At 66.1% G+C, this 19933-nt stretch carries 17 protein-coding genes and 1 pseudogene; 9 read left to right on the forward strand and 9 right to left on the reverse strand.

Annotated features, from left to right (window positions below; all coding sequences use genetic code 11):
• Positions 1–232 precede the first annotated feature (232 nt).
• Together lolA and IPK27_20220 are read right to left on the reverse strand one after the other, a co-directional pair.
• Entirely contained in the window at positions 233–886 is a 654-nt protein-coding gene (gene lolA / locus IPK27_20215) for an outer membrane lipoprotein chaperone LolA (protein ID MBK8069850.1), read from the reverse strand.
• Between the two features lie 85 nt (positions 887–971).
• Positions 972–3279, reverse strand: a pseudogene (locus tag IPK27_20220) (DNA translocase FtsK 4TM domain-containing protein).
• Between the two features lie 152 nt (positions 3280–3431).
• Between IPK27_20220 and IPK27_20225 the strand changes: the two are divergent.
• From IPK27_20225 to IPK27_20235, 3 genes are all read left to right on the forward strand, one after another.
• A complete protein-coding gene (locus IPK27_20225; protein ID MBK8069851.1) occupies positions 3432–4277 on the forward strand; it encodes a pyrroline-5-carboxylate reductase in 846 nt (281 codons plus the stop codon).
• Positions 4278–4280: 3 nt separating this feature from the next.
• Positions 4281–4829: a YggT family protein gene (locus IPK27_20230; protein MBK8069852.1), complete on the forward strand. Its 549-nt coding sequence runs from the start codon at positions 4281–4283 to the stop codon at positions 4827–4829.
• A 142-nt stretch (positions 4830–4971) separates the two neighbouring features.
• Positions 4972–6651: a hypothetical protein gene (locus tag IPK27_20235; GenBank protein MBK8069853.1), complete on the forward strand. Its 1680-nt coding sequence runs from the start codon at positions 4972–4974 to the stop codon at positions 6649–6651.
• A gap of 354 nt (positions 6652–7005) precedes the next feature.
• Here the strand turns inward: IPK27_20235 and greA are convergent, their stop codons facing one another.
• The 6 genes from greA to msrA form a co-directional block, all read right to left on the reverse strand.
• Positions 7006–7485 carry a transcription elongation factor GreA gene (greA, locus tag IPK27_20240; GenBank protein ID MBK8069854.1) on the reverse strand — a complete coding sequence of 160 codons (480 nt, stop codon included), beginning with the start codon at positions 7483–7485 and terminating at the stop codon, positions 7006–7008.
• Positions 7482–10754 (reverse strand): carbamoyl-phosphate synthase large subunit, encoded by a 3273-nt coding sequence (carB, locus tag IPK27_20245; protein ID MBK8069855.1) that lies wholly within the window; start codon positions 10752–10754, stop codon positions 7482–7484. The genes greA and carB overlap by 4 nt, the downstream gene beginning before the upstream one ends.
• Before the next feature lie 63 nt (positions 10755–10817).
• Positions 10818–11204 (reverse strand): GxxExxY protein, encoded by a 387-nt coding sequence (locus IPK27_20250; GenBank protein ID MBK8069856.1) that lies wholly within the window; start codon positions 11202–11204, stop codon positions 10818–10820.
• Position 11205: 1 nt separating this feature from the next.
• Positions 11206–12363 (reverse strand): glutamine-hydrolyzing carbamoyl-phosphate synthase small subunit, encoded by a 1158-nt coding sequence (gene carA / locus IPK27_20255; GenBank protein ID MBK8069857.1) that lies wholly within the window; start codon positions 12361–12363, stop codon positions 11206–11208.
• A 148-nt stretch (positions 12364–12511) separates the two neighbouring features.
• A complete protein-coding gene (locus tag IPK27_20260) occupies positions 12512–12676 on the reverse strand; it encodes a hypothetical protein (protein ID MBK8069858.1) in 165 nt (54 codons plus the stop codon).
• Between the two features lie 132 nt (positions 12677–12808).
• Positions 12809–13366 carry a peptide-methionine (S)-S-oxide reductase MsrA gene (gene msrA / locus IPK27_20265; protein ID MBK8069859.1) on the reverse strand — a complete coding sequence of 186 codons (558 nt, stop codon included), beginning with the start codon at positions 13364–13366 and terminating at the stop codon, positions 12809–12811.
• Between the two features lie 211 nt (positions 13367–13577).
• Here msrA and IPK27_20270 point away from each other — a divergent pair, with 211 nt between their 5' ends.
• From IPK27_20270 to frdD, 6 genes are all read left to right on the forward strand, one after another.
• Positions 13578–14657: a hypothetical protein gene (locus tag IPK27_20270; GenBank protein MBK8069860.1), complete on the forward strand. Its 1080-nt coding sequence runs from the start codon at positions 13578–13580 to the stop codon at positions 14655–14657.
• 200 nt (positions 14658–14857) lie between these two features.
• Entirely contained in the window at positions 14858–15424 is a 567-nt protein-coding gene (locus IPK27_20275; GenBank protein ID MBK8069861.1) for a porin family protein, read from the forward strand.
• 171 nt (positions 15425–15595) lie between these two features.
• Positions 15596–17395, forward strand: coding sequence for a fumarate reductase (quinol) flavoprotein subunit (frdA, locus tag IPK27_20280; GenBank protein ID MBK8069862.1), 1800 nt, complete (start codon positions 15596–15598; stop codon positions 17393–17395).
• Positions 17392–18147 (forward strand): succinate dehydrogenase/fumarate reductase iron-sulfur subunit, encoded by a 756-nt coding sequence (locus tag IPK27_20285; protein MBK8069863.1) that lies wholly within the window; start codon positions 17392–17394, stop codon positions 18145–18147. The genes frdA and IPK27_20285 overlap by 4 nt, the downstream gene beginning before the upstream one ends.
• Positions 18144–18542, forward strand: a complete 399-nt coding sequence (locus IPK27_20290) for a fumarate reductase subunit C (protein MBK8069864.1) — start codon at positions 18144–18146, stop codon at positions 18540–18542. Before IPK27_20285 ends, IPK27_20290 begins: the two co-directional genes overlap by 4 nt.
• Positions 18539–18892, forward strand: a complete 354-nt coding sequence (frdD, locus tag IPK27_20295; GenBank protein ID MBK8069865.1) for a fumarate reductase subunit FrdD — start codon at positions 18539–18541, stop codon at positions 18890–18892. The genes IPK27_20290 and frdD overlap by 4 nt, the downstream gene beginning before the upstream one ends.
• A 4-nt stretch (positions 18893–18896) precedes the next feature.
• On the opposite strand, the gene IPK27_20300 is transcribed toward frdD, so the two are convergent.
• Positions 18897–19541 carry an exopolysaccharide biosynthesis protein gene (locus IPK27_20300; protein ID MBK8069866.1) on the reverse strand — a complete coding sequence of 215 codons (645 nt, stop codon included), beginning with the start codon at positions 19539–19541 and terminating at the stop codon, positions 18897–18899.
• Positions 19542–19933 lie beyond the last annotated feature (392 nt).

Consider the following 19933-nt stretch of genomic DNA (forward strand, 5'->3'; position numbering starts at 1 on the left):
ACGCGGAGCCGCAGAGGATGCGGAGGAAAACGCGGAGAAAAGCGAACGGGCGCATTCACAGTAATGCTCTGCCACTCTGCGTCTCCGCGTTGAAACCAGATGCGGTCGCTGACTGACAAACGTTGTGACGCGGAGCCGCAGAGGAGAAGCACACAAGAGGTGCTTTGCTTCTCTCTGCGCTTCTCTCTGCGTCCTCTCCGTCTCCGCGTTGAACCGACCCCGTCCGGAGCGGTCAGTCGCCGATCGGCACAACCTGGGCGCCGGGCTTGATCTCGCCGACGACGTCGACGCCGGGCGGCGGGTCGAAGCGGAAGGTGCCTGCCGGCAACTGCCCGTTGCGCTTCCAGTCCTGGAACACGATCTCGGTGCGCTGGCCGACGATGTCGACCATCACCATGCGCTTGAGCTCGGCATCGCGGAAAGCCAGGTCCACATGGTCGAACTCCGCGTCCTCGGACTTGGGCTTCAGCCGCATCCAGGCGGCGCCATCGGCTTCGCCGCGGTCCTCGGTCGCGAACTGGGCATCCAGCGCCTTCAGGTCCAGCAGCACCGCAAGCGGGCTTTGCTGCTCGTCGAAGGCCTGCGGGCGCACGCTGACCTGCTCCAACTCCACATCGTAAACCCAGATGTGGTCGCCGTCGGCCACAATGCGCTGCTCCTCCGGTTCCAGGTAGTCCCAGCGGAAGCGGTTCGGGCGCGCCAGCGCCAACGTACCCGAGGCCGCGTCCAGACTGTCGCCCTCGGCAGAGAACACCTGCTGGGTGAAGCCCGCCGACAGGTTCTGCACGCCCGAAGAGAACTGATCGAGCTGGGCGCGGGCATCCGCGGCGACGGCCGGCGCGGCGAACCAGGGAAGCAGGGCAAGGGTCAGGGCGATACGGCGCATCGGCAGCCTCCAGCAGACAGATGCGCGTACCCTAACCCGAATCCCCCGAACCGCGGCTGTAGGACCGCGCCGGGCCGCGGGAACTTCAATCCTTCGGCGGCGGCGGCGCGAGCACGGTGCGATTGCCGTTGTGTTCGGGCGGGCTGACGATGCCGGCGGCTTCCATTTCCTCGATCAGGCGCGCGGCGCGGTTGTAGCCGATCTTGAGGCGGCGCTGGACGCCGGAGATCGATGCGCGGCGGGTCTCGGTGACGATGCGTACGGCCATGTCGTACAACTGGTCGGCTTCGCCGCCGGCGGCGTCCTCGGGCAGGCCGGTCTCGCCGATCACGCGGCCATCGCCGAGTTCCTGGGTGTCCTCAAGGATGCCGTCCAGGTACTCGGCCTTGCCGTGGGTCTCGCGCAGGTACTTGACCACGCGGTGGACCTCGTCGTCGGAGACGAAGGCGCCGTGCACGCGCTCGGTGGTCGCGGTGCCGGGCGGCAGGTAGAGCATGTCGCCGTGGCCGAGCAGGGTCTCCGCGCCGGATTGGTCGAGGATGGTGCGCGAGTCGATCTTGCTCGACACCTGGAAGGCCACGCGGGTGGGGATGTTGGCCTTGATCAGGCCGGTGATCACGTCGACCGAAGGCCGCTGGGTCGCCAGGATCAGGTGGATGCCGGCGGCGCGGGCCTTCTGCGCCAGGCGCGCGATCAGCTCTTCGACGTTCTTCTTCGCCACCATCATCATGTCGGCGAATTCGTCGATGACCACGACGATGAAGGGCATCGTGTCGAGCGGCTGTGGCTGCTCGCCGGGGCCGGCCTTGGCCACGTTGAACAGCGGGTCGAGGATCGGGTGACCCTGCTCGGTGGCTTCGCGCACCTTGCGGTTGTAGCCGGCCAGATTGCGCACGCCGACCGCGGCCATCAGCTTGTAGCGACGCTCCATCTCGGCCACGCACCAGCGCAGCGCGTTGGAGGCTTCCTTCATGTCGGTCACGACCGGCGCCAGCAGATGCGGGATGCCCTCGTAGACCGAGAGCTCCAGCATCTTCGGGTCGATCATGATCATGCGCACGTCTTTGGCCGTGGCCTTGTACAGCAGCGACAGGATCATCGCGTTGAGCGCCACCGACTTGCCCGAGCCGGTGGTGCCGGCAACCAGCAAGTGCGGCATCTTGGCCACATCGACCACGCTCGGGCGCCCGCCGATGTCCTTGCCGAGCGCCAGGGTCAGTACCGAAGCGGCCTTGTCGTATTCCTTGGAGCGCAGGATCTCGGACAGGAACACCATCTCGCGCTGCTGGTTCGGAATTTCCAGGCCGACCACCGACTTGCCCGGGATCACGTCGACCACGCGCACGCTGATCACGCTCAGGCCGCGCGCGATGTCCTTGTCCAGCGAGGAAATCTGGCTGCCGCGGATGCCGGGCGCCGGTTCCAGTTCGAAGCGGGTGATCACCGGGGCCGGGATAGACCCCGACCACCCGTGCTTCGATGCGGAAATCCTTGAGCTTGAGTTCCACCTGCCGCGACAGCGCTTCCAGCGCCTCCGGCGAGTAGGGTTTGCCGGTCTCCCGCGGCTCGTCCAGCAGCGCCAGCGGCGGCAGATCGCCCGATGGGATGTTCTGGAACAGCGGCATCTGCAGTTCGCGCTCGACCCGCTCGCTCTTCTCCATCACCGGCGCCGGCGATTCGATCTTCACCGGCTCGCGCTTCTTGCGCTTGACCACCTCTTCCTTGCGCACCACCTCGCGCTCGGCGCGCGCCTTCTGGCCCACGCGCCAGTCCGCGTACTGCTGGCGCCAGACCTTGATGCGCTCGATCAACGCCAGCGTGGCCGCGCCGACACGGTCCATCGCCTTGAACCAGGAGACGCCGGTGGCGAAGGTCGAGCCGATCAGGAACAGCACCAGCGCGAACATCGTGGTGCTGCCACGGCCGACGCTGCCGATCAGCGCATCGCCGGCAAAGCTGCCGAGCACGCCGCCAGCACCGCCCGGCAGGCCGCCGCCGCGCATCTGCGCGTGCGCGAGCACACTGCCACCGACCAGCGCCACGCCAAGGCCGATCAACCGCGTCAGCGGCACCAGCGGATCCGGTGCGGGGCCGGTCTCCGGCGGATCGCGCAGGAAGCGCCAGGCGTACCAGAGCAGGACCAGCGGCAGCAGGAAGGCCATCCGGCCGATCAGGTACAACAGGACATCCGCCAGCCAGGCGCCGGCGCGACCGCCCCAGTTGTGCACCACCGCGCTCGACCCGGCATGCGACCACGCCGGATCCGATGCATCGAAGCTGCTCAGGGCCACCAGCAGATAGGCCGCCACCGGCACCAGCAGCACGAACGCACTCTCACGGAGCGCCCGATGGAATCGTTCCCGCCAGCCGGCCATTGCCACGCTCACCGCCATCGTCAATCCTGAGCCCTTACGCGAGGAATCGCGCGCAAGGGATTCAGTCTATTGGAAATATGGGGAAACGGGAACGCCGCCGGCAGACGACGCGGCGGCACTCGCCCAGGGAGGCGGCATTGTCAGTTGCCGCCGGGCGCCACGTACCCTCTATGCTCCGCGGCGAACCCCAGGAGCGTAGACGGATGAGCAAGCACATCGCATTCATCGGTGGCGGCAACATGGCGCGCAGCCTGATCGGCGGCTTGATCCGCGAAGGCCACGCGCGCAATGCCATCCATGTGGCCGAGCCGAATGCGGATCTGCGCGCCGCGCTCGCGCAGGACTTCGGGGTCATCACCCATTCGGTGAATGCCGCGGCAGCGCTGGTCGCCGGGACCTGGGTGCTTGCGGTCAAGCCGCAGGTGATGGGCCTGGTGCTGGACGAACTGGCGCCGGTCGCGGCTGACTGCGCGCCGCTGGTGGTATCGATCGCGGCCGGGGTGACTCATGCGCGGATCACCCACACACTCGGCGCTCGGGCGCGCGTGGTGCGCACGATGCCGAACACGCCGGCAATGATCGGTGCCGGCATCACCGGGCTGTATGCCGGCGCGGATGTCGCCGGCGACGAGCGTGTCGAGGTCGAGCGCTTGCTGGCCGCTGCGGGCGCGACGGTGTGGATCGACGATGAACGACTGATGGACGCCGTCACGGCGGTCTCGGGCAGCGGCCCGGCCTATTTCTTCCTGCTGATCGAGGCACTGGCCGCGGCCGGTACACGCCAGGGCCTGCCCGAAGCCACCGCGGGCAAACTCGCGCTGCACACTGCGCTCGGCGCCGCGCGCATGGCGGTCGAATCCGGCGAGCCTGCGGCGACACTGCGCCAGCGCGTGACCTCGCCTGGCGGCACCACGGCGGCGGCGCTCGATACCTTCGCCCGCGGCGGATTCAGCGAACTGGTCGATGCCGCCGTGGATGCCGCCACTCGGCGCGGCCGCGAACTGGCGGGAGCCTGAGCGATGGGCTGGACGATTTACGGATACCTGATCCAGTTCCTGTTCTGGATCCCGCTGACGATCCTTTTCTTCCGCATCGCCCTGCCCTTGGTGCGTGCCCCTTTTTCCGATCCGCTGGTCGGCTGGGTCTACTCGGTCACCAATCCGCTGCTGCGCCCGCTGGAGCGCCACATCCCGCGCTGGCGCAACTTCAGCATCGCCGCGGCGCTGCTGTTCTGGCTGGTGGCCAGCCTCGAGTTCGCGCTCCTGCTGCGATTCTATGGACATCCGGGAACTTGGTTGGTCGGCGGCCTGGTGGGCGCCATCAGCTTCGCGACCGGCTTCCTGATCGCGCTGATCATCCTGTCGGCGCTGTTCACCCTGTTCCAGCCGCGAGCCGGCAGTTCCTTTGTGTTCCTGACCGAACGCCTGGCCTCGCCGCTGGTACGCCGGGTGCGCCGCTATCTGCCGCCCGTTGGACCTTTCGACCTGTCGCCCGCTGTCGCGGTGTTGCTGCTGGTGATCCTCAGGATGTTGTTGGCCTGGCTGGTCTTCAAGCTCTCGGGATTCTGACGTGGGCGCCAGCGCCTGGTGTCCTTCAGCCCGCCGCTCGTCCGTTTATCCCGAAATTGCCTGCGACGGACGCCCACAACACGCGCGTGTCACGGCATGCTTGCGTGTCACACTTTCATACGTCATCCACGAGGAGTCACCCATGTTCGTGCATACCCGCCGCGCCCTGCTTGCGGCGCTGATCGCCGCCACGCTTGCCGGTTGCGGCAAGGACGAAGCCGCCACGGATCCGCTTGCCTACGTGCCGGCCGATACGCCCTATGTGTTCGCGAACCGCACGCCGACCGGCAAGGCCGTGATCGATGCCTGGCTGAACATGTACGGCGTCAGCATCGAGCAAATGTACACCGACATGGCCAACGATCCGGAGATGCAGAAGATCGAGGGCGAGTTCGGCGAATGGGCGCGCGCTGCGCTGCCCGAGATCGGCAAGATGGCCTCCGTGGGCGGCATGGAAGCGCTCGGCATGAAGGCCGAAGGCCGCTTCGCGGTCTACGGCTACGGTCTGCTGCCGGTGTATCGCATGGAACTGGTCGACGCGGCCAAGTTCGGTGAGGCGGTCAAGCGCATCGAAGGCAGGGCTGGCAAGCAGCTGACCACGCGCAAGGTCGGCGATCACACCCTGTGGGAGTTTGCCAATGACAAGGCCTTGGTGGTGTTCGGTCCCGTCGGCAACTTCCTGGTGGCCACCGTGCTGCCGGCAAAGGCCGACGAGGCACGCGTCAACGCGCAGATCGGCCTGACCCTGCCGGAAGCCTCGCTGGCCTCGGGCAAGGTGCTGGCCGATCTCGACCAGAAGAACGGCTACGACGGCCACTTCACCGGCTACCTCGACATTCGCGGCCTCGCCCAGCGTCTGACCGGGCGCAACCAGGACGACAATCAGGTGATCGCCGCCTTTGGTGGTGAGGTGCCGAAGCTGAGCGATGCCTGCGCCAGCGAGCTGGATGCGATGACGCAGAAGTTCCCGCGCATGGTGTTCGGCACCACCCAGTTCGACGCCAAGCAGATGAATGTCAACAGCATGCTCGAGGTCGAACCGGAACTGGCGAAGTCGCTGCAGAAGATTGCCGCCCCGATTCCGGGCGCCGCGGTGGGCGACGAGATGATGCTGCGGGTGGCGCTGTCGATCGACCTGCCGGAAACCGTGCGCTTCCTCAATGGCGTCGCCGATGCGATCGCGGCCAAGCCGTATCAGTGCGAGGAGCTCCAGGACATCAACCAGAGTGCGACCGAACTCAAGCAGAACCTCGCCAATCCCGGCCTGGCGATGGCGGGTTCGCTGACTGCGCTGCATTTCGGCCTGAAGGACATCAGTATCGATCCCGCCAGCGAGATGCCGACCGCTCTCTCGGCTTTCGTGACACTCGGCTCGCCCTCGCCGATGATGCTTTGGGGTTTTGCGCAACAAGGGGTGCCGGCACTGGCGCAGCTGACGATCAGCACCGACGGCAAGATCGTTGCGTTGCCGGCCGACGCCATTCCCGCGCCAATTCCGCTGGAGTTCAAGGCGCTGATGACACCCAAGAGCCTGGGCGTGGCGACCAAGGACATCGACGACGCGAGCTTCAGCGCTGCCGCGGCAGTACCGGACGCCGCCGACGGCACCGTGCTGCGCTATGGCTTCTCCGGCAAGTTCTTCACCCTGCTGGCCGACAGCATGCCGGCCCCGGGCCCTGAGGTGGAAGAAAAGCAGGCGAAGGAAATGGAGCGCGGCCGCGAACTGATTCGCTCGATGGGCAAGTCGGTCAAGGCGATGGACGTGCGCATGCAGCTGACCGCGCGCGGCATCGAGTTCGTGCAGACCAACTCGCTCAACTGATCGCACCGGGCCGGCGTCGGTGGCGCCGGCCCGTGCAATCGGTTGTGGGTTCTGGGTTCTGGGTTGTGGGCAGCAAGGCCCGCAACCCGCACCTTGGGGCATGGATGGATCGGCATGTGTCGCCAATGCCCAATGCCGCGGGCCGCGGGCTTTGCCGCCCACAACCCAGAACCCACAACTCACAACCGGCGGGCAGAAAGCGCGGCACAACGGGCTACGCAAGCGGCTGCGTCGGTGGTTCGGACCGCGCGCCTCGCTGCCCAGAACCCAGAACCCAGAACCCAGAACCCACAACCGGACTCAAGCAGGACGGCGCGATGTCCCACGCACCGCCCCAATTCCCGGGTGGACGGCTCAGTCCTCGTACCGCACCTCGACCACCTCGAAGCTCTTGCGCCCGCCCGGAGTTTCGATGTGCACGGTGTCGCCTTCGCTCTTGCCGATCAGCGCACGCGCCACGGGAGAACTGACCGAGATCATCCGCTGTTTGATGTCGGCTTCGAGGTCGCCGACGATCTGGTAGCGCACCTGTTCTTCGCTGTGGAGGTCCTGCAACTCGACCAGCGCGCCAAACACGATACGCGAGCCCGGCTTGAGCTTGCTGGTGTCGATGATTTCGGCATTCGCGAGCGTGTTCTCCAGCTCGTTGATGCGTCCCTCGGTGAAGCTCTGTTGCTCGCGCGCCGCGTGGTACTCGGCGTTCTCGCGCAAATCTCCATGCGCACGCGCCTCGGCGATCGCCTCGATGATCTGCGGCCGCTTGACCGACTTGAGGTGTTCCAGTTCGGCGCGCAGCTTGTTCGCGCCCTTCTGCGTCAGTGGTGCCCGCTTCATGCGATTGCTTCCTTGCTGTCCCGATTCCCGGTTCCCGGTTCCCCGTTCCCCACCAACTCGCTGTGCAGTTCCTTCAGCGAGTGCACGCTGTCGATGCTGCCAAAATCCAGCGCGTGCACAATGGCCCGCGCGCCTGAAATCGTCGTCGAGTAGGTCAGGCGGTGCTGCAGCGCCTCGCGGCGGATCGAGAAGGAATCGGCGATGGCCTGGCGGCCCTCGGTGGTGTTGACGATGAAAGTGACCTCGTCGTTCTTGATCAGGTCGACGATGTGCGGCCGCCCTTCCATCACCTTGTTGATCCGCTGACAGGGCACGCCGGCGGCGATCAGCGCGTCGCAGGTGCCACCCGTGGCGACCAGCCGGAACCCACGCGAGACCAGGTCGCGCGCCAGCGGGACCAGGCGCGGCTTGTCGGCGTCACGCACCGACAGGAAGGCCTTGCCGAGCGCCGGCGCCTTGACGTTGGCAGCCATCTGCGCCCGCGCGAAAGCAGCGCCGAAACTGCGGCCCACGCCCATCACCTCGCCGGTCGAACGCATCTCGGGGCCGAGGATGGGATCCACCCCCGGGAATTTGACGAAGGGGAAGATCGGCTCCTTGACCGAGTAGTACTCCGGAATCACTTCCTTCAGTGCCCCCTGCTGCTCCAGGGTCTGGCCGACCATGCAGCGCGCCGCGATCTTGGCCAGCGCCACGCCGGTGGCCTTGGCCACGAAAGGCACCGTGCGCGAGGCGCGCGGGTTCACTTCGAGGATGTAGATGTCCTCGCCCTGGATCGCGAACTGGGTGTTCATCAGGCCGACCACATTCAGCGCCTTGGCCATCATCGTGACCTGGCGGCGGAGTTCATCCTGCACCGCGGGCGACAGCGAGTACGGCGGCAGCGAGCAGGAAGAGTCGCCCGAGTGCACGCCAGCCTCCTCGATGTGCTCCATGATCCCGCCGATCATCACGTCGCGCCCGTCGCAGATGCAGTCGACGTCGATCTCGCCGGCGTGGTCGAGGAAGCGGTCGAGCAGCACCGGCGAGTCGTTCGACACACGCACCGCCTCGGTCATGTAGCGGCGCAGGTCCGCCTCGGCGTAGACCACTTCCATCGCGCGGCCGCCGAGCACATAGCTCGGGCGCACCACCAGCGGGTAGCCGATCTCGCGCGCCAGCGCGACCGCCGCCTCCGGCGTGCGCGCGGTGCGGTTCGGCGGCTGCTTCAGGCCCAGCTCGACGATCATCTGCTGGAAGCGCTCACGATCCTCGGCGAGGTCGATCGAATCCGGGCTGGTGCCGATGATCGGCGCGCCTTCCTTCTCCAGTGCGCGCGCCAGCTTCAGCGGCGTCTGCCCGCCGTACTGCACCACCACGCCCTTGGGCTTTTCCTTGTCCAGGATCTCGAGCACGTCTTCCAGCGTGACCGGCTCGAAATACAGGCGATCGGAGGTGTCGTAATCGGTCGACACGGTCTCCGGGTTGCAGTTGACCATGATCGTCTCGTAACCATCTTCGCGCAGCGCCAGCGCGGCGTGCACGCAGCAGTAGTCGAACTCGATGCCCTGGCCGATGCGGTTGGGGCCGCCGCCGAGCACGACGATCTTGTCGCGATTGGTCGGCGCCGCCTCGCACTCGTCCTCGTAGGTCGAGTACATGTAGGCGGTGCTGGTGGCGAACTCGGCGGCGCAGGAATCGACCCGCTTGTACACCGGACGGATGCCGAGCGCTCGGCGCAGCGCACGCAACGCGCCTTCATCGGTGCCGACCAGTGTGGCCAGGCGCGAGTCCGAGAATCCCTTGCGCTTGAGTTCGCGCAGACGTGCACCGTCGAGCCCAGCAAGGCCCTGCTGCGCCACCTCGCGCTCCAGCCGCACCAGGTCCTCGATCTGCACCAGGAACCAGGGATCGATCGCGCAGTGGCTGTGGACATCGGCCACGCTCATGCCGGCGCGGAAGGCGTCGGCGACATAGAAGATGCGATCCGGACGCGGCTCGCGCATCTCGCGGCGGATGACTGCAATGCTGTCGTCGTCGTACGGCGGCGGCACCCGCGGATTGAGGCCGTCGTTGCCGGTCTCCATGCCGCGCAGCGCCTTCTGCAGGCTTTCCTGGAAGGTGCGGCCCATCGCCATCACCTCGCCGACCGACTTCATCTGCGTGGTCAGGCGTGCGTCCGCCTTGGGGAACTTCTCGAAGGCGAAGCGCGGGATCTTGGTGACCACGTAGTCGATGGTCGGCTCGAACGAGGCCGGCGTCAGGCCGCCGGTGATGTCGTTGCGCAGCTCGTCCAGGGTGTAGCCGATGGCCAGCTTGGCCGCGATCTTGGCGATCGGGAAGCCGGTGGCCTTGGACGCCAGCGCCGACGAGCGCGACACGCGCGGATTCATCTCGATGACGACCATGCGGCCGTCCTTCGCATTGATGCCGAACTGCACGTTCGACCCGCCGGTATCGACGCCGATCTTGCGCAGCACCGCGATCGACGCATCGCGCATGCGCTGGTACTCGCGGTCGGTCAGGGTCTGCGCCGGCGCCACCGTGATCGAGTCGCCGGTGTGCACGCCCATCGGATCGAAGTTCTCGATCGAGCAGACGATGATGCAGTTGTCCGCGCGGTCGCGGACCACCTCCATCTCGTACTCCTTCCAGCCGAGCACGCTTTCCTCGATCAGCACCTCACCGACCGGCGACAGGTCCAGGCCGCGCGAGACGATCTCGACGAACTCCTCGCGGTTGTAGGCGATACCGCCGCCGGAACCACCGAGGGTGAACGAGGGGCGGATGATCGTCGGGTAGCCCACCTTTACCTGCGCAGCCTGCGCCTGGTCCAGCGAGCGCGCGATCTCGGCGCGCGGGCATTCCAGGCCGATCTCGGCCATCGCGTGGCGGAACAGCTCGCGATCCTCGGCCAGCTTGATCGCCTCGCGCGAGGCACCGATCAGCTCGACCCCGAACTTCTCGAGGACGCCGTGGTCGGCCAGGTCCAGCGCCGCATTCAGCGCAGTCTGCCCGCCCATCGTCGGCAGCACCGCATCCGGGCGCTCCTTCTCGATGATCTTCGCCAGCGAAGTCCAGTGCAGCGGCTCGATATAGGTCGCGTCGGCCATGTCCGGATCGGTCATGATCGTCGCCGGGTTGCTGTTCACCAGCACTACCCGGAACCCTTCTGCCTTCAGCGCCTTGCACGCCTGCGCCCCGGAATAGTCGAACTCGCAGGCCTGGCCGATGACGATCGGGCCGGCGCCGATGATGAGGATGGATTTGAGGTCTTGCCGCTTCGGCATGTTGCTTCTCGCTACATTGAGCATCCTTCTTGTCCGCAAAGGACGCAAAGGACGCAAAGGAAATCAAATGCGGTCTGATTCGTTGTGGTGCCACACGAGCCGGCGAATGCCCAACTGCGGCCTGCCGAAATTCAGCAGGAGTGCGACGGCACATCCGGTGGCACGCAGGTAGTTCATTACTTGCGCGTCATGCAATGGGCTGAATCGGTCCAGTGCCTTCACTTCCACAAGCAGCCCTTCCTCCACCAGGATGTCAACGACGTAATCGCCGACCACCGCGCCCCGGTATCGCACCAGCACCGGCTTCTGCTGCTCAGCGCGGATGCCAGCGCGAACCAGCTCAACCATCAATGCGTTCTCATACACCTTCTCCGCAAATCCACATCCGAGATGTCGGCTTACTTCGATCGCACAACCGATGACGCGTTTCGAGAGGGGTGAATCTTCCATCTCAACCGCTCTTCTTTGCGTCCTTTGCGTCCTTTGCGGACGAAATCAGCTTCACAAAGTCGTCGAACAACCCCTCGACATCGCGCGGACCAGGGCTGGCTTCCGGGTGACCCTGGAAACTGAAAGCCGGGGCATCGCTCAAGGCAATTCCCTGATTGGAGCCATCAAACAAAGACTTGTGAGTGACCTTTGCGTTGGAGGGCAGACTCGATTCGTCGATCGCGAAGCCGTGGTTCTGGCTGGTGATCATCACCCGGCCGCTGTCCAGGTCGATCACCGGGTGGTTGGCGCCGTGGTGGCCGAACTTCATCTTCAGCGTCTTCGCACCGGCGGCCAGGCCGAGCAGCTGGTGGCCGAGGCAGATGCCGAAGGTGGGGATCTGTTCCGCGAGGAAGCGGCGGATGGCGGCGATGGCGTAATCGCAGGGTTCCGGGTCGCCGGGGCCGTTGGACAGGAAGATGCCGTCGGGCTCGAGCGCAAGGACGTCTTCGGCGGGCGTCTGGGCCGGGACCACGCTGACGCGGCAGCCGCGGTCGACCAGCAGGCGCAGGATGTTGCGCTTGACGCCGAAGTCGTAGGCGACCACGTGGAAGCGGCCTGCGCCCCCCTTGAACCCGGGCGCGCCGAGATCGTAGACGCCCTCGTTCCAGTCGTAGCGCTCGGAGGTCGTAACCACCTTGGCCAGGTCCATGCCCTTCAGGCCCGGGAAGGCGCGCGCCAGAGCGAGCGCCTCATCGGCGCTCGCGTCGGGTCCGGCGACGATTGCGCCGTTCTGGGCGCCCTTCTCGCGCAGGATGCGGGTGAGTTTGCGGGTGTCGATGTCGGCGATCGCGACCACACCGCGCGCCTGCAGGTAGCCGGACAAATCGCCCTCGCTGCGCCAGTTGCTGGCCATCAGCGGAAGGTCGCGGATCACGAGGCCGGTGGCATAGATCCCGCGCGATTCCTCGTCCGCCGCGTTGCAGCCGGTGTTGCCGATGTGCGGATAGGTCAGCGTGACGATCTGCTGCGCGTAGGATGGATCGGTCAGGATCTCCTGGTAGCCGGTCAGGGCCGTGTTGAACACCACCTCGCCGCTACGGGCGCCCTCCGCACCAATCGACAAGCCATTGAAAACACTGCCATCAGCCAGGGCCAGGATTGCGGATACGCGCGCCATTCATCACTCCGGGTGCGACAAGACCCGCGGATGCACCAGAGCGGTGATCCGAAGGCTTGATCGATTGGGACCGACCGGATCATAACCGCTGCGCGGCGTGCTGACACTCGGGCCCGGCAATCCGCCGGGCCAGCGCCCTACCCTGCGTTCAGCGCCGTTCCGGTTCTGGCGGCTTGGGCGGCAGCAGCCGCGCGCGCAGCATCGCGTCTGCATATGCATAGGCCATCCGCGCGGTCCCATCGACGTTCATCGGCAACACGCCAGGCACCTTGGGCGCGGGCAGCATCCCGGCCAGCGCGTGGGCTGCGAACATGTCGCGCAATGCGAGCAGGGCCGGGTCGGTGGGCAGGCGTAGCGCTTCGTTGGCGTCGATGGGGGCAATTCCGGTGTGGGGTGCCCCACCTTACACCCTATCGAGGCCCGCGGAATGGTCCCGATCGTGACCCTACTTGAGGATCGCCGCGAAGCGCTTCTTGAACTTGGCGACTTTGGGCGCGATCACCAGACTGCAGTAGGGCTGCTCGCCATTCAGTTCGAAGTACTCCTGGTGGTAGTCCTCGGCTGCATAGAACGCCTTCAACGGCTGCACCTCGGTGACGATGCTTCCACGCCATTCACCGCTGGCCGCGGTGCGCGCGATGGCTTCCTCGATGGCCGTCTTCTGCGCCTCGTTGGCGTAGAAGGCGATCGAGCGGTATTGCGGGCCGACATCGTTCCCCTGGCGATTCAGGGTGGTGGGGTCGTGGATCGTGAAATAGACATCGAGCAGGGTGTCGCGGCTGACCACGGACGGATCGAAGGTGATCTCGACCACCTCCGCATGACCGGTGCGTCCGCCCGTCACTTGCTTGTAACTCGGGTTGGGCACCTCGCCGCCCGCGTAGCCGGAAACCGCGGACTCGACGCCGCGCACCTGGTCGTAGACGGCTTCGAGGCACCAGAAACAACCGCCTCCAAGAACGAGCGATTCGAGTTGCGGGGTCTGGGCGGCGGCTGTGTTCATGGCGGCGAGGGTCAGGACTGAGAGTGTGAGGGTGCGGAACCAGGAGGACATCTTCGGGCATTCCTTGTGCGGTTGCGCTGGAGTGGACCGTCGCGGGGTGCCGGAGCTTTCGCGCTGTGGCGTGGGCCACAGCTTCACATGTGCACGCAATGGCCATCGGCGGGATGATGCGCGCACCGCGCTCTACACGATGCGAAGAGGAACCCGCGTCATGCTTCCGAAATCCGGCCTTGCCCTGACCCTGGTGTCGCTCAGCGCGTCGCTGGCCGCCGCACCCCTGCCACGCGTGCACCCGGGCTCGCCGTGGTACCAGCGCATCGACCAGGCCGCGGCGCATCCGGACTCGGCGACGATGATCTCGACGCTCACGGGACTTGGCGGCTTCGGCAACAACCGCATGCAGATCGATTTCTCGATGCATGTGCTGTACGCCACGCCAGGAACGCCGACCCAGCCCCTGATCGAGATCCCTAGCGCGGATCCGAACGACGACTACTACCTGCCGGACTGCGATGCGCTCGGCACGCCGATCCCGCTACCGGTGGGCGGTGCCATCGAGGGCCAGGCCGGCTACAGCTGCGATGTGTTCGGCAACGACTGCCATCTGCTGGTGGTCAACGGCAACGAAATCTTCGAGGTCTACCGGGCCAACGTCACGGCACAGGGCGTGCAGAGCCAGTGCCTGGCGCGCTGGCGCATGGATGCGCTGTATCCGGCCACCGGACGCGGCGAGCATTGCACCAGCGCGGATGCCGCCGGCTTCCCGATCGCGCCGCTGCTGTTCAACGCCGATGAGGTGGCTGCTGCCGCCGCGCAGCCCGATGGCGACCTCGGCCACGCCATCCGTTTCATCCTGCCCAACCCACGGATGGCCAGCGACGCTACGCTCGGTGGCGTTTCGGGCCGGCTCTACGTGCGCCCCGGCACCCACGCGGGCGCGCCCTCGGGCCCGGCCGCCAGCGTGCCCTACGGCGCGCGCCTGCGGCTGCGCAGCGATTTCCCGATGACCGGCTACAACGCCGCCGCGCAGGTCATCCTGCGCACGATGCAGCGTTACGGCATCGTGCTGGCCGACGGCGGCACCGTGGCCCTGAACGCGGAGAGCGACCGCTACACCACGAACACCTGGGCCAGCCTGGGCATCGGCTCGCGCGTGTTCGACCAGACGGCCGGCGCGCAGAAGGTCTTCGTCAGCGATTTCGCGGTTCTCGATACCGGGCCACGGATCGCCGAGACCTACGAATGCGATCGAACGCAACTCGACCTGCTGTTTGGCAACGGCTTCGAATAAGTCGGTCACCGTCTCCGCGGCGGCGGGTGTCGCGAGAGCATTGGCTTGCGATGTGGACTCACAAGGACCAGTGAAGCGACGCGGCGATTCGGAACAATCGGTCGATTCACTCGCGGAACCAAGCCGACGACCAATTGTCAAGGATTGCACCGGCCAGCCAGAGGCCGGCATTCAACCTTTCACGAACGGACCCTGTGAACTTGAACAAGACTCTGCTTGCGATGCCCATCCTGCTGCTTTCGGCCAGCGCCCATGCGCAGTCCTTTTTTGCTGGCGCCAGCCTCGGTGAAGCGATCGTCGACGACTCCCCTCCCCAGGTCATCGGCGACCTGGACAACGAAAACAGCTGGCGCATCCATGCTGGCTGGCAGTTTCATGAAAACTGGGCAGTGGAAGCCAGTTACCACGACTTTGGCACCGCTTCGGGCCAATTCAGCCCGTGCCCAGAAGCATGCACTCCGGACATTTCCATTTCTCGCGAGTTCTCGTCTGAGGCCTGGTCGCTGCGGGCGGCGTGGCGCCTGGGTACGCAGCGCTGGCAGCCGTTCGTGGCCGCTGGCTGGACCTGGTCGAACACCGACGGTCATGTCCGCGGTTTGGGTTCGGGCACCGGTGTCGGCTACAGCGACAGCGATAATGGCTTCAGCGCAGAACTGGGGATGCGCGTGCTGCTCGGCGAATCCTTTGCATTGCGTGCAGGCTACGAGTGGTTCGATCTCGACGCGTCCGATGGCGCTTTCAATTTAGGCGGCGAGTTCACCTTCTGATTCGGACACAAGTCCCCGACGATAACTGCAGTGCGGCCAGGTGGGTTGCCGAGGCACTCGAGCACCCACCATGAAATGGGTCTGTTGATCTCCCTCAACGCAGACACACTGGCTTGGGACTAGCGTCCGGCAAGTCTGGAAAGTGCCTTCGTCGGCTACCGGGGGAGATCCGTGGATTCGTTCAAGGCAGATGTCGCGATCATCGGTGCCGGCGGCGCAGGGCTGCGCGCCGCGATCGCCGTGGCGCAATCCGATCCGCGCCTGAAGATCGCGCTGATCTCCAAGGTCTACCCGATGCGCAGCCACACGGTGGCAGCCGAGGGCGGCGCGGCGGGCGTGGTCCAGGGGCACGACAGCCTGGAGCATCACTTTCACGACACCGTCGCCGGCGGCGACTGGCTATGCGAGCAGGATGTGGTCGACTACTTCGTGGCCCACTGCACCGAGGAGATGGTGCAACTGGAGCACTGGGGTTGCCCCTGGAGTCGCAAGCCTGATGGCCACATCAACGTGCGTGCTTTCGGCGGCATGAAGATCGAGCGCACCTGGTTCGCCGCCGACAAGTCCGGCTTCCACATGCTGCACACGCTGTTCCAGACCTCGCTGCAATTCCCGTCCATCCGTCGTTTCGATGAACACTTCGCACTCGACCTGCTGGTCGACGACGGCCGCACCCAGGGCGTGGTGGCGGTCAATGTCGCCTCCGGCGAATTCGTGATGATCGAGGCCGGCGCGGTGGTGATCGCGACCGGCGGCGCCGGGCGGGTATTCCGCGAGAACACCAATGGCGGCATCGTCACCGGCGACGGCATGGCGCTGGCCTACCGCCACGGCGTGCCGCTGCGCGACATGGAATTCGTTCAGTACCACCCAACGTGCATGCCCGGCACCGGCCTGTTGTTCACCGAGGCCTGCCGCGGTGAAGGCGGTTTCCTGGTCAACAAGGACGGCTACCGCTACCTGCAGGACTATGGCCTGGGGCCGGCGGAACCAACGCCGCGCAACAAGGCGATGGAACTCGGCCCGCGCGACCGCCTGAGCCAGGCCTTCTGGTACGAACAGCAGAAGGGTCGCACCATCGAGGGCCAGCATGGTCCTTGCGTGCACCTGGACTTGCGCCACCTCGGCCACAAGAAGCTGCGCGAACGCCTGCCGCAGATCTGCGAGCTGGCCGAGCAGTTCATGGGTATCGACCCGGCGCTCGCGCCGATCCCGGTACGCCCCGCGGTGCACTACACGATGGGCGGAATCCTGGTGGACGGAAAGTGCGCGAGTCCGTTGCCGGGCCTGTACGCCGCTGGCGAATGTTCCAGTGTCGGCATCCACGGCGCCAACCGCCTCGGGTCCAACTCCTTGTCCGAGATCTGCGTGTTCGGCAAGGTGGCCGGTGAGCAGGCCGCACAGCACGCACGCTCCGCCCCGGCGGGCAACTCCGCACGCCTGATGCAGCAGGCACAGGCGGCGCAGCAGAACGCCATCAAGCTGCGCGGCACCCAGGGCAGCGAGAGGCTCTCGGTGTTGCGGCGCGAGATGGCGCAGACGATGGAAAACGGCTGCGGCATCTATCGCACCGGCGAAGGCATGCAAGCGACCTGCGACAAGCTGGTCGAGTTGCGCGAGCGTTACACACGGGTGCGGGTGGACGATGGCTCCAGTGTGTTCAACACCGAGTGGCTGCTGGCGATCGAACTCGGCTACCAGCTGGAAGTGGCGCAGGCGATGGCAGTGTCGGCGCTGAATCGCCGCGAGTCGCGCGGTGCACACCAGCGGCTGGACGGTTTCAACACGCGCGACGACGCCAATTTCCTCAAGCATTCGCTGGCGGTGTCCGCGGGCGCCGACCCGCCGAAAATCAACTATGGCGAGGTCAAGATCACCCATTCGCCGCCCGGCGTGCGCGCTTATGGCGCTGCCGGCGAAGCGGCCGATGCCGCCGGCAAGGCCCAGACCAGGGAGGCAGGCGCCCGATGAACGCATCCCCTCGCACGATCCGCATCGAAGTGCTGCGCTACCGGCCGGAACAGGAGAGCGAGCCGGCGGTGCAGGCCTTCGATGTCCCCTTCAGCGACGACATGTCGGTGCTGCAGGGTCTGCAGTACATCAAGGACGAACTCGACGGCAGCCTGTCCTACCGCTGGTCCTGCCGCATGGCGATCTGCGGCAGCTGCGGCATGATGATCAACGGCGTGCCCAAGCTCGCCTGCAGCACTTTCCTGCGCGATCTCTATCCCGGCCCGCTGCGGGTCGAGCCGCTGGCGCATTTCCCGATCGAGCGCGACCTGGTCATCGTCATGGACGACTTCATGACCAAGCTGCACAAGATCCAGCCGTACATCATTCCGAAGGAAAAGCGCGCCCTCGCCGACGGCGAATACCTGCAGACGCCGCAGCAGCTTGCCCGGTATGAACAGTTCAGCGACTGCATCAACTGCATGTTGTGCTACGCGGCATGCCCGCAGTACGGGCTGAACAGCGAGTTCCTGGGCCCCGCGGCCACGGCGCTGGCGCACCGCTACAACATGGACAGCCGCGACGGCGGCCAAGCCCTGCGCATGCCGCACATCCATGCGGAGGAAGGCGTGTTCAACTGCACCGCGGTGGGCTACTGCTCCGAGGTCTGTCCCAAGGGCGTGGACCCGGCGAATGCGGTCAACGTGAACAAGACCGAGAGCGCCAAGGACTACTTCTTGCGCTTCCTGCGTCCGCGAGGAGGACAGCCATGAACGCCCGACGTCCCTATCGGCGGCCGATGACTGGCTGGTGGCGGAAGAACCCCTACTTCGTCGAATACATGATCCACGAAGGCACCGCGCTGGCGGTCGCCGCGTATGCGCTGGTGTTGCTGGCTGGCCTGATTGCACTGGCGCGCGGCGAAGCAGCCTGGACCGCCTGGCTCTCGCTGCTGCAGAGCGCCCCGATGCTGATCCTGCATGGCGTGCTGCTGCTGGGATTCGTTTACCACACCTGGACCTGGTTCCACATCATGCCGCGCACCCTTCCGCCAATCCTGATCGGTGGCTCCCGCGTGGCCGGCAGCACGATCACCCGCGCCGGCCTGGCTGCCGCCCTGCTGGCGAGCGCGCTGGTCTACATCGTGGTTGCGAGGTTGGCCCCATGAAACGCTCGAACGCTCCAATCTTCTGGGCCCTGTTCGGCGCCGGCGGCATGCTCTCGGCGCTTGTCGGCGCGATGCTGGTGTGGATCACCGGCCTTGCCGCCCCACTCGGCATCGGCCTGTCCAAGGCAAGTTTGAGCCATGCGAATGCGCTGGCAGTCGCCCAGAGCTGGCCCGGCAAGTTGGCGATCTTCGTCGTCGTTGCCCTGTTCCTGTGGCACGCGGCGCACCGCATCTTCCACACCCTGCATGACTTCGGCATCCACGCCGGCATGGTTGCGAAGCTGCTGTGTTACGGCACCGCGATGGTCGGCACGCTGGCAGCCATCGCTGCGCTGGTGGCGATCGGCTGAGGAATCAGAACAGCTTCGGCATCCAGCCGGTGAACCACTCGACCGCCTCACCGCCGAGGAAGTACAGCGCGTAGAAAAAGGCGCCGAAATAGACGATCGTGGCAACGATCCAGAACACGCTGACGATCACCATCGCACCATCGCGCTCCAGCAGCGCAATCGCCGCCGACAGCATGGCCAGCGCCGGCAGGGTGTTGTTGAACGGCAGGATGGGCGCCGGAATCACCAGCAGCGCACCGCCGAGCGCGATCAGGCCGCCGCACAGGCGCTCGCCGAAACGGCCGTCGACCCAGCTGACCAGGCGCACTCGGGTCAGTCTTGCGAGCACCGAGATCAGCCAGCGGCACAGCCCCAGCAGGCGCTCCCACAGTTTGGTGGACGGCTTGATCTCGTAGATCTTCGCCGGCAGCCAGATGCGCTCGCGGCCGCGGAACAACTGCCAGCCGAGTGAGGTCAGCACCAGCCCACCGGCGCTCGACAGCGGGCCCAGCGTCAGCGGCTGGAGGAAGGGCAGGCACAACAGCACGGCCGAGAGAGCGAAGGCGGAGGTCTTCAGGCTGTCCAGCGCCTCACCGAGACTCATCGGCTCATGCTCCGCGCGCTCGACGCATTCGTTAAGCACGCGGATCAGGGTCTCACGATGTTCCATGCGGGGGCGTCGGTGCGGGTGAGGGGCGGATCATACGTGCCGGGGGCGATGGGGGCACGAGGGTTGGGTTGCTGGCGCGTGTCGTGGGCCCGTGCCGGCTTCGTCTTCGCGACTTCGTCTCCAAGATCGAGAGCGTTTCGGCCTGGCGGCCGAGTAACTTTTCTTTGAGTGGCCAAAGAAAAGTCACCAAAAGAAAGGCCACCCCGCGTCCGCGCTTGCCGCGCGTCGTGCGCGGCAAGTTCCCTGCGGTGCTCGCGAAGCGCAGGCCGCTGCGCAACTCGCACGTCCATGTGCTCGGACATGCTCGCTTTCCCCTGCGCTTCGCTCCGCTCCTCGGCGCTCCCGAGGGGCCCCATTTTCCTTCGACCCGGCTTCCTGCCTGGAGTTTGCTG

It is taken from the genome of Rhodanobacteraceae bacterium, from assembly GCA_016713135.1.
Classification (GTDB): domain Bacteria; phylum Pseudomonadota; class Gammaproteobacteria; order Xanthomonadales; family SZUA-5; genus JADKFD01.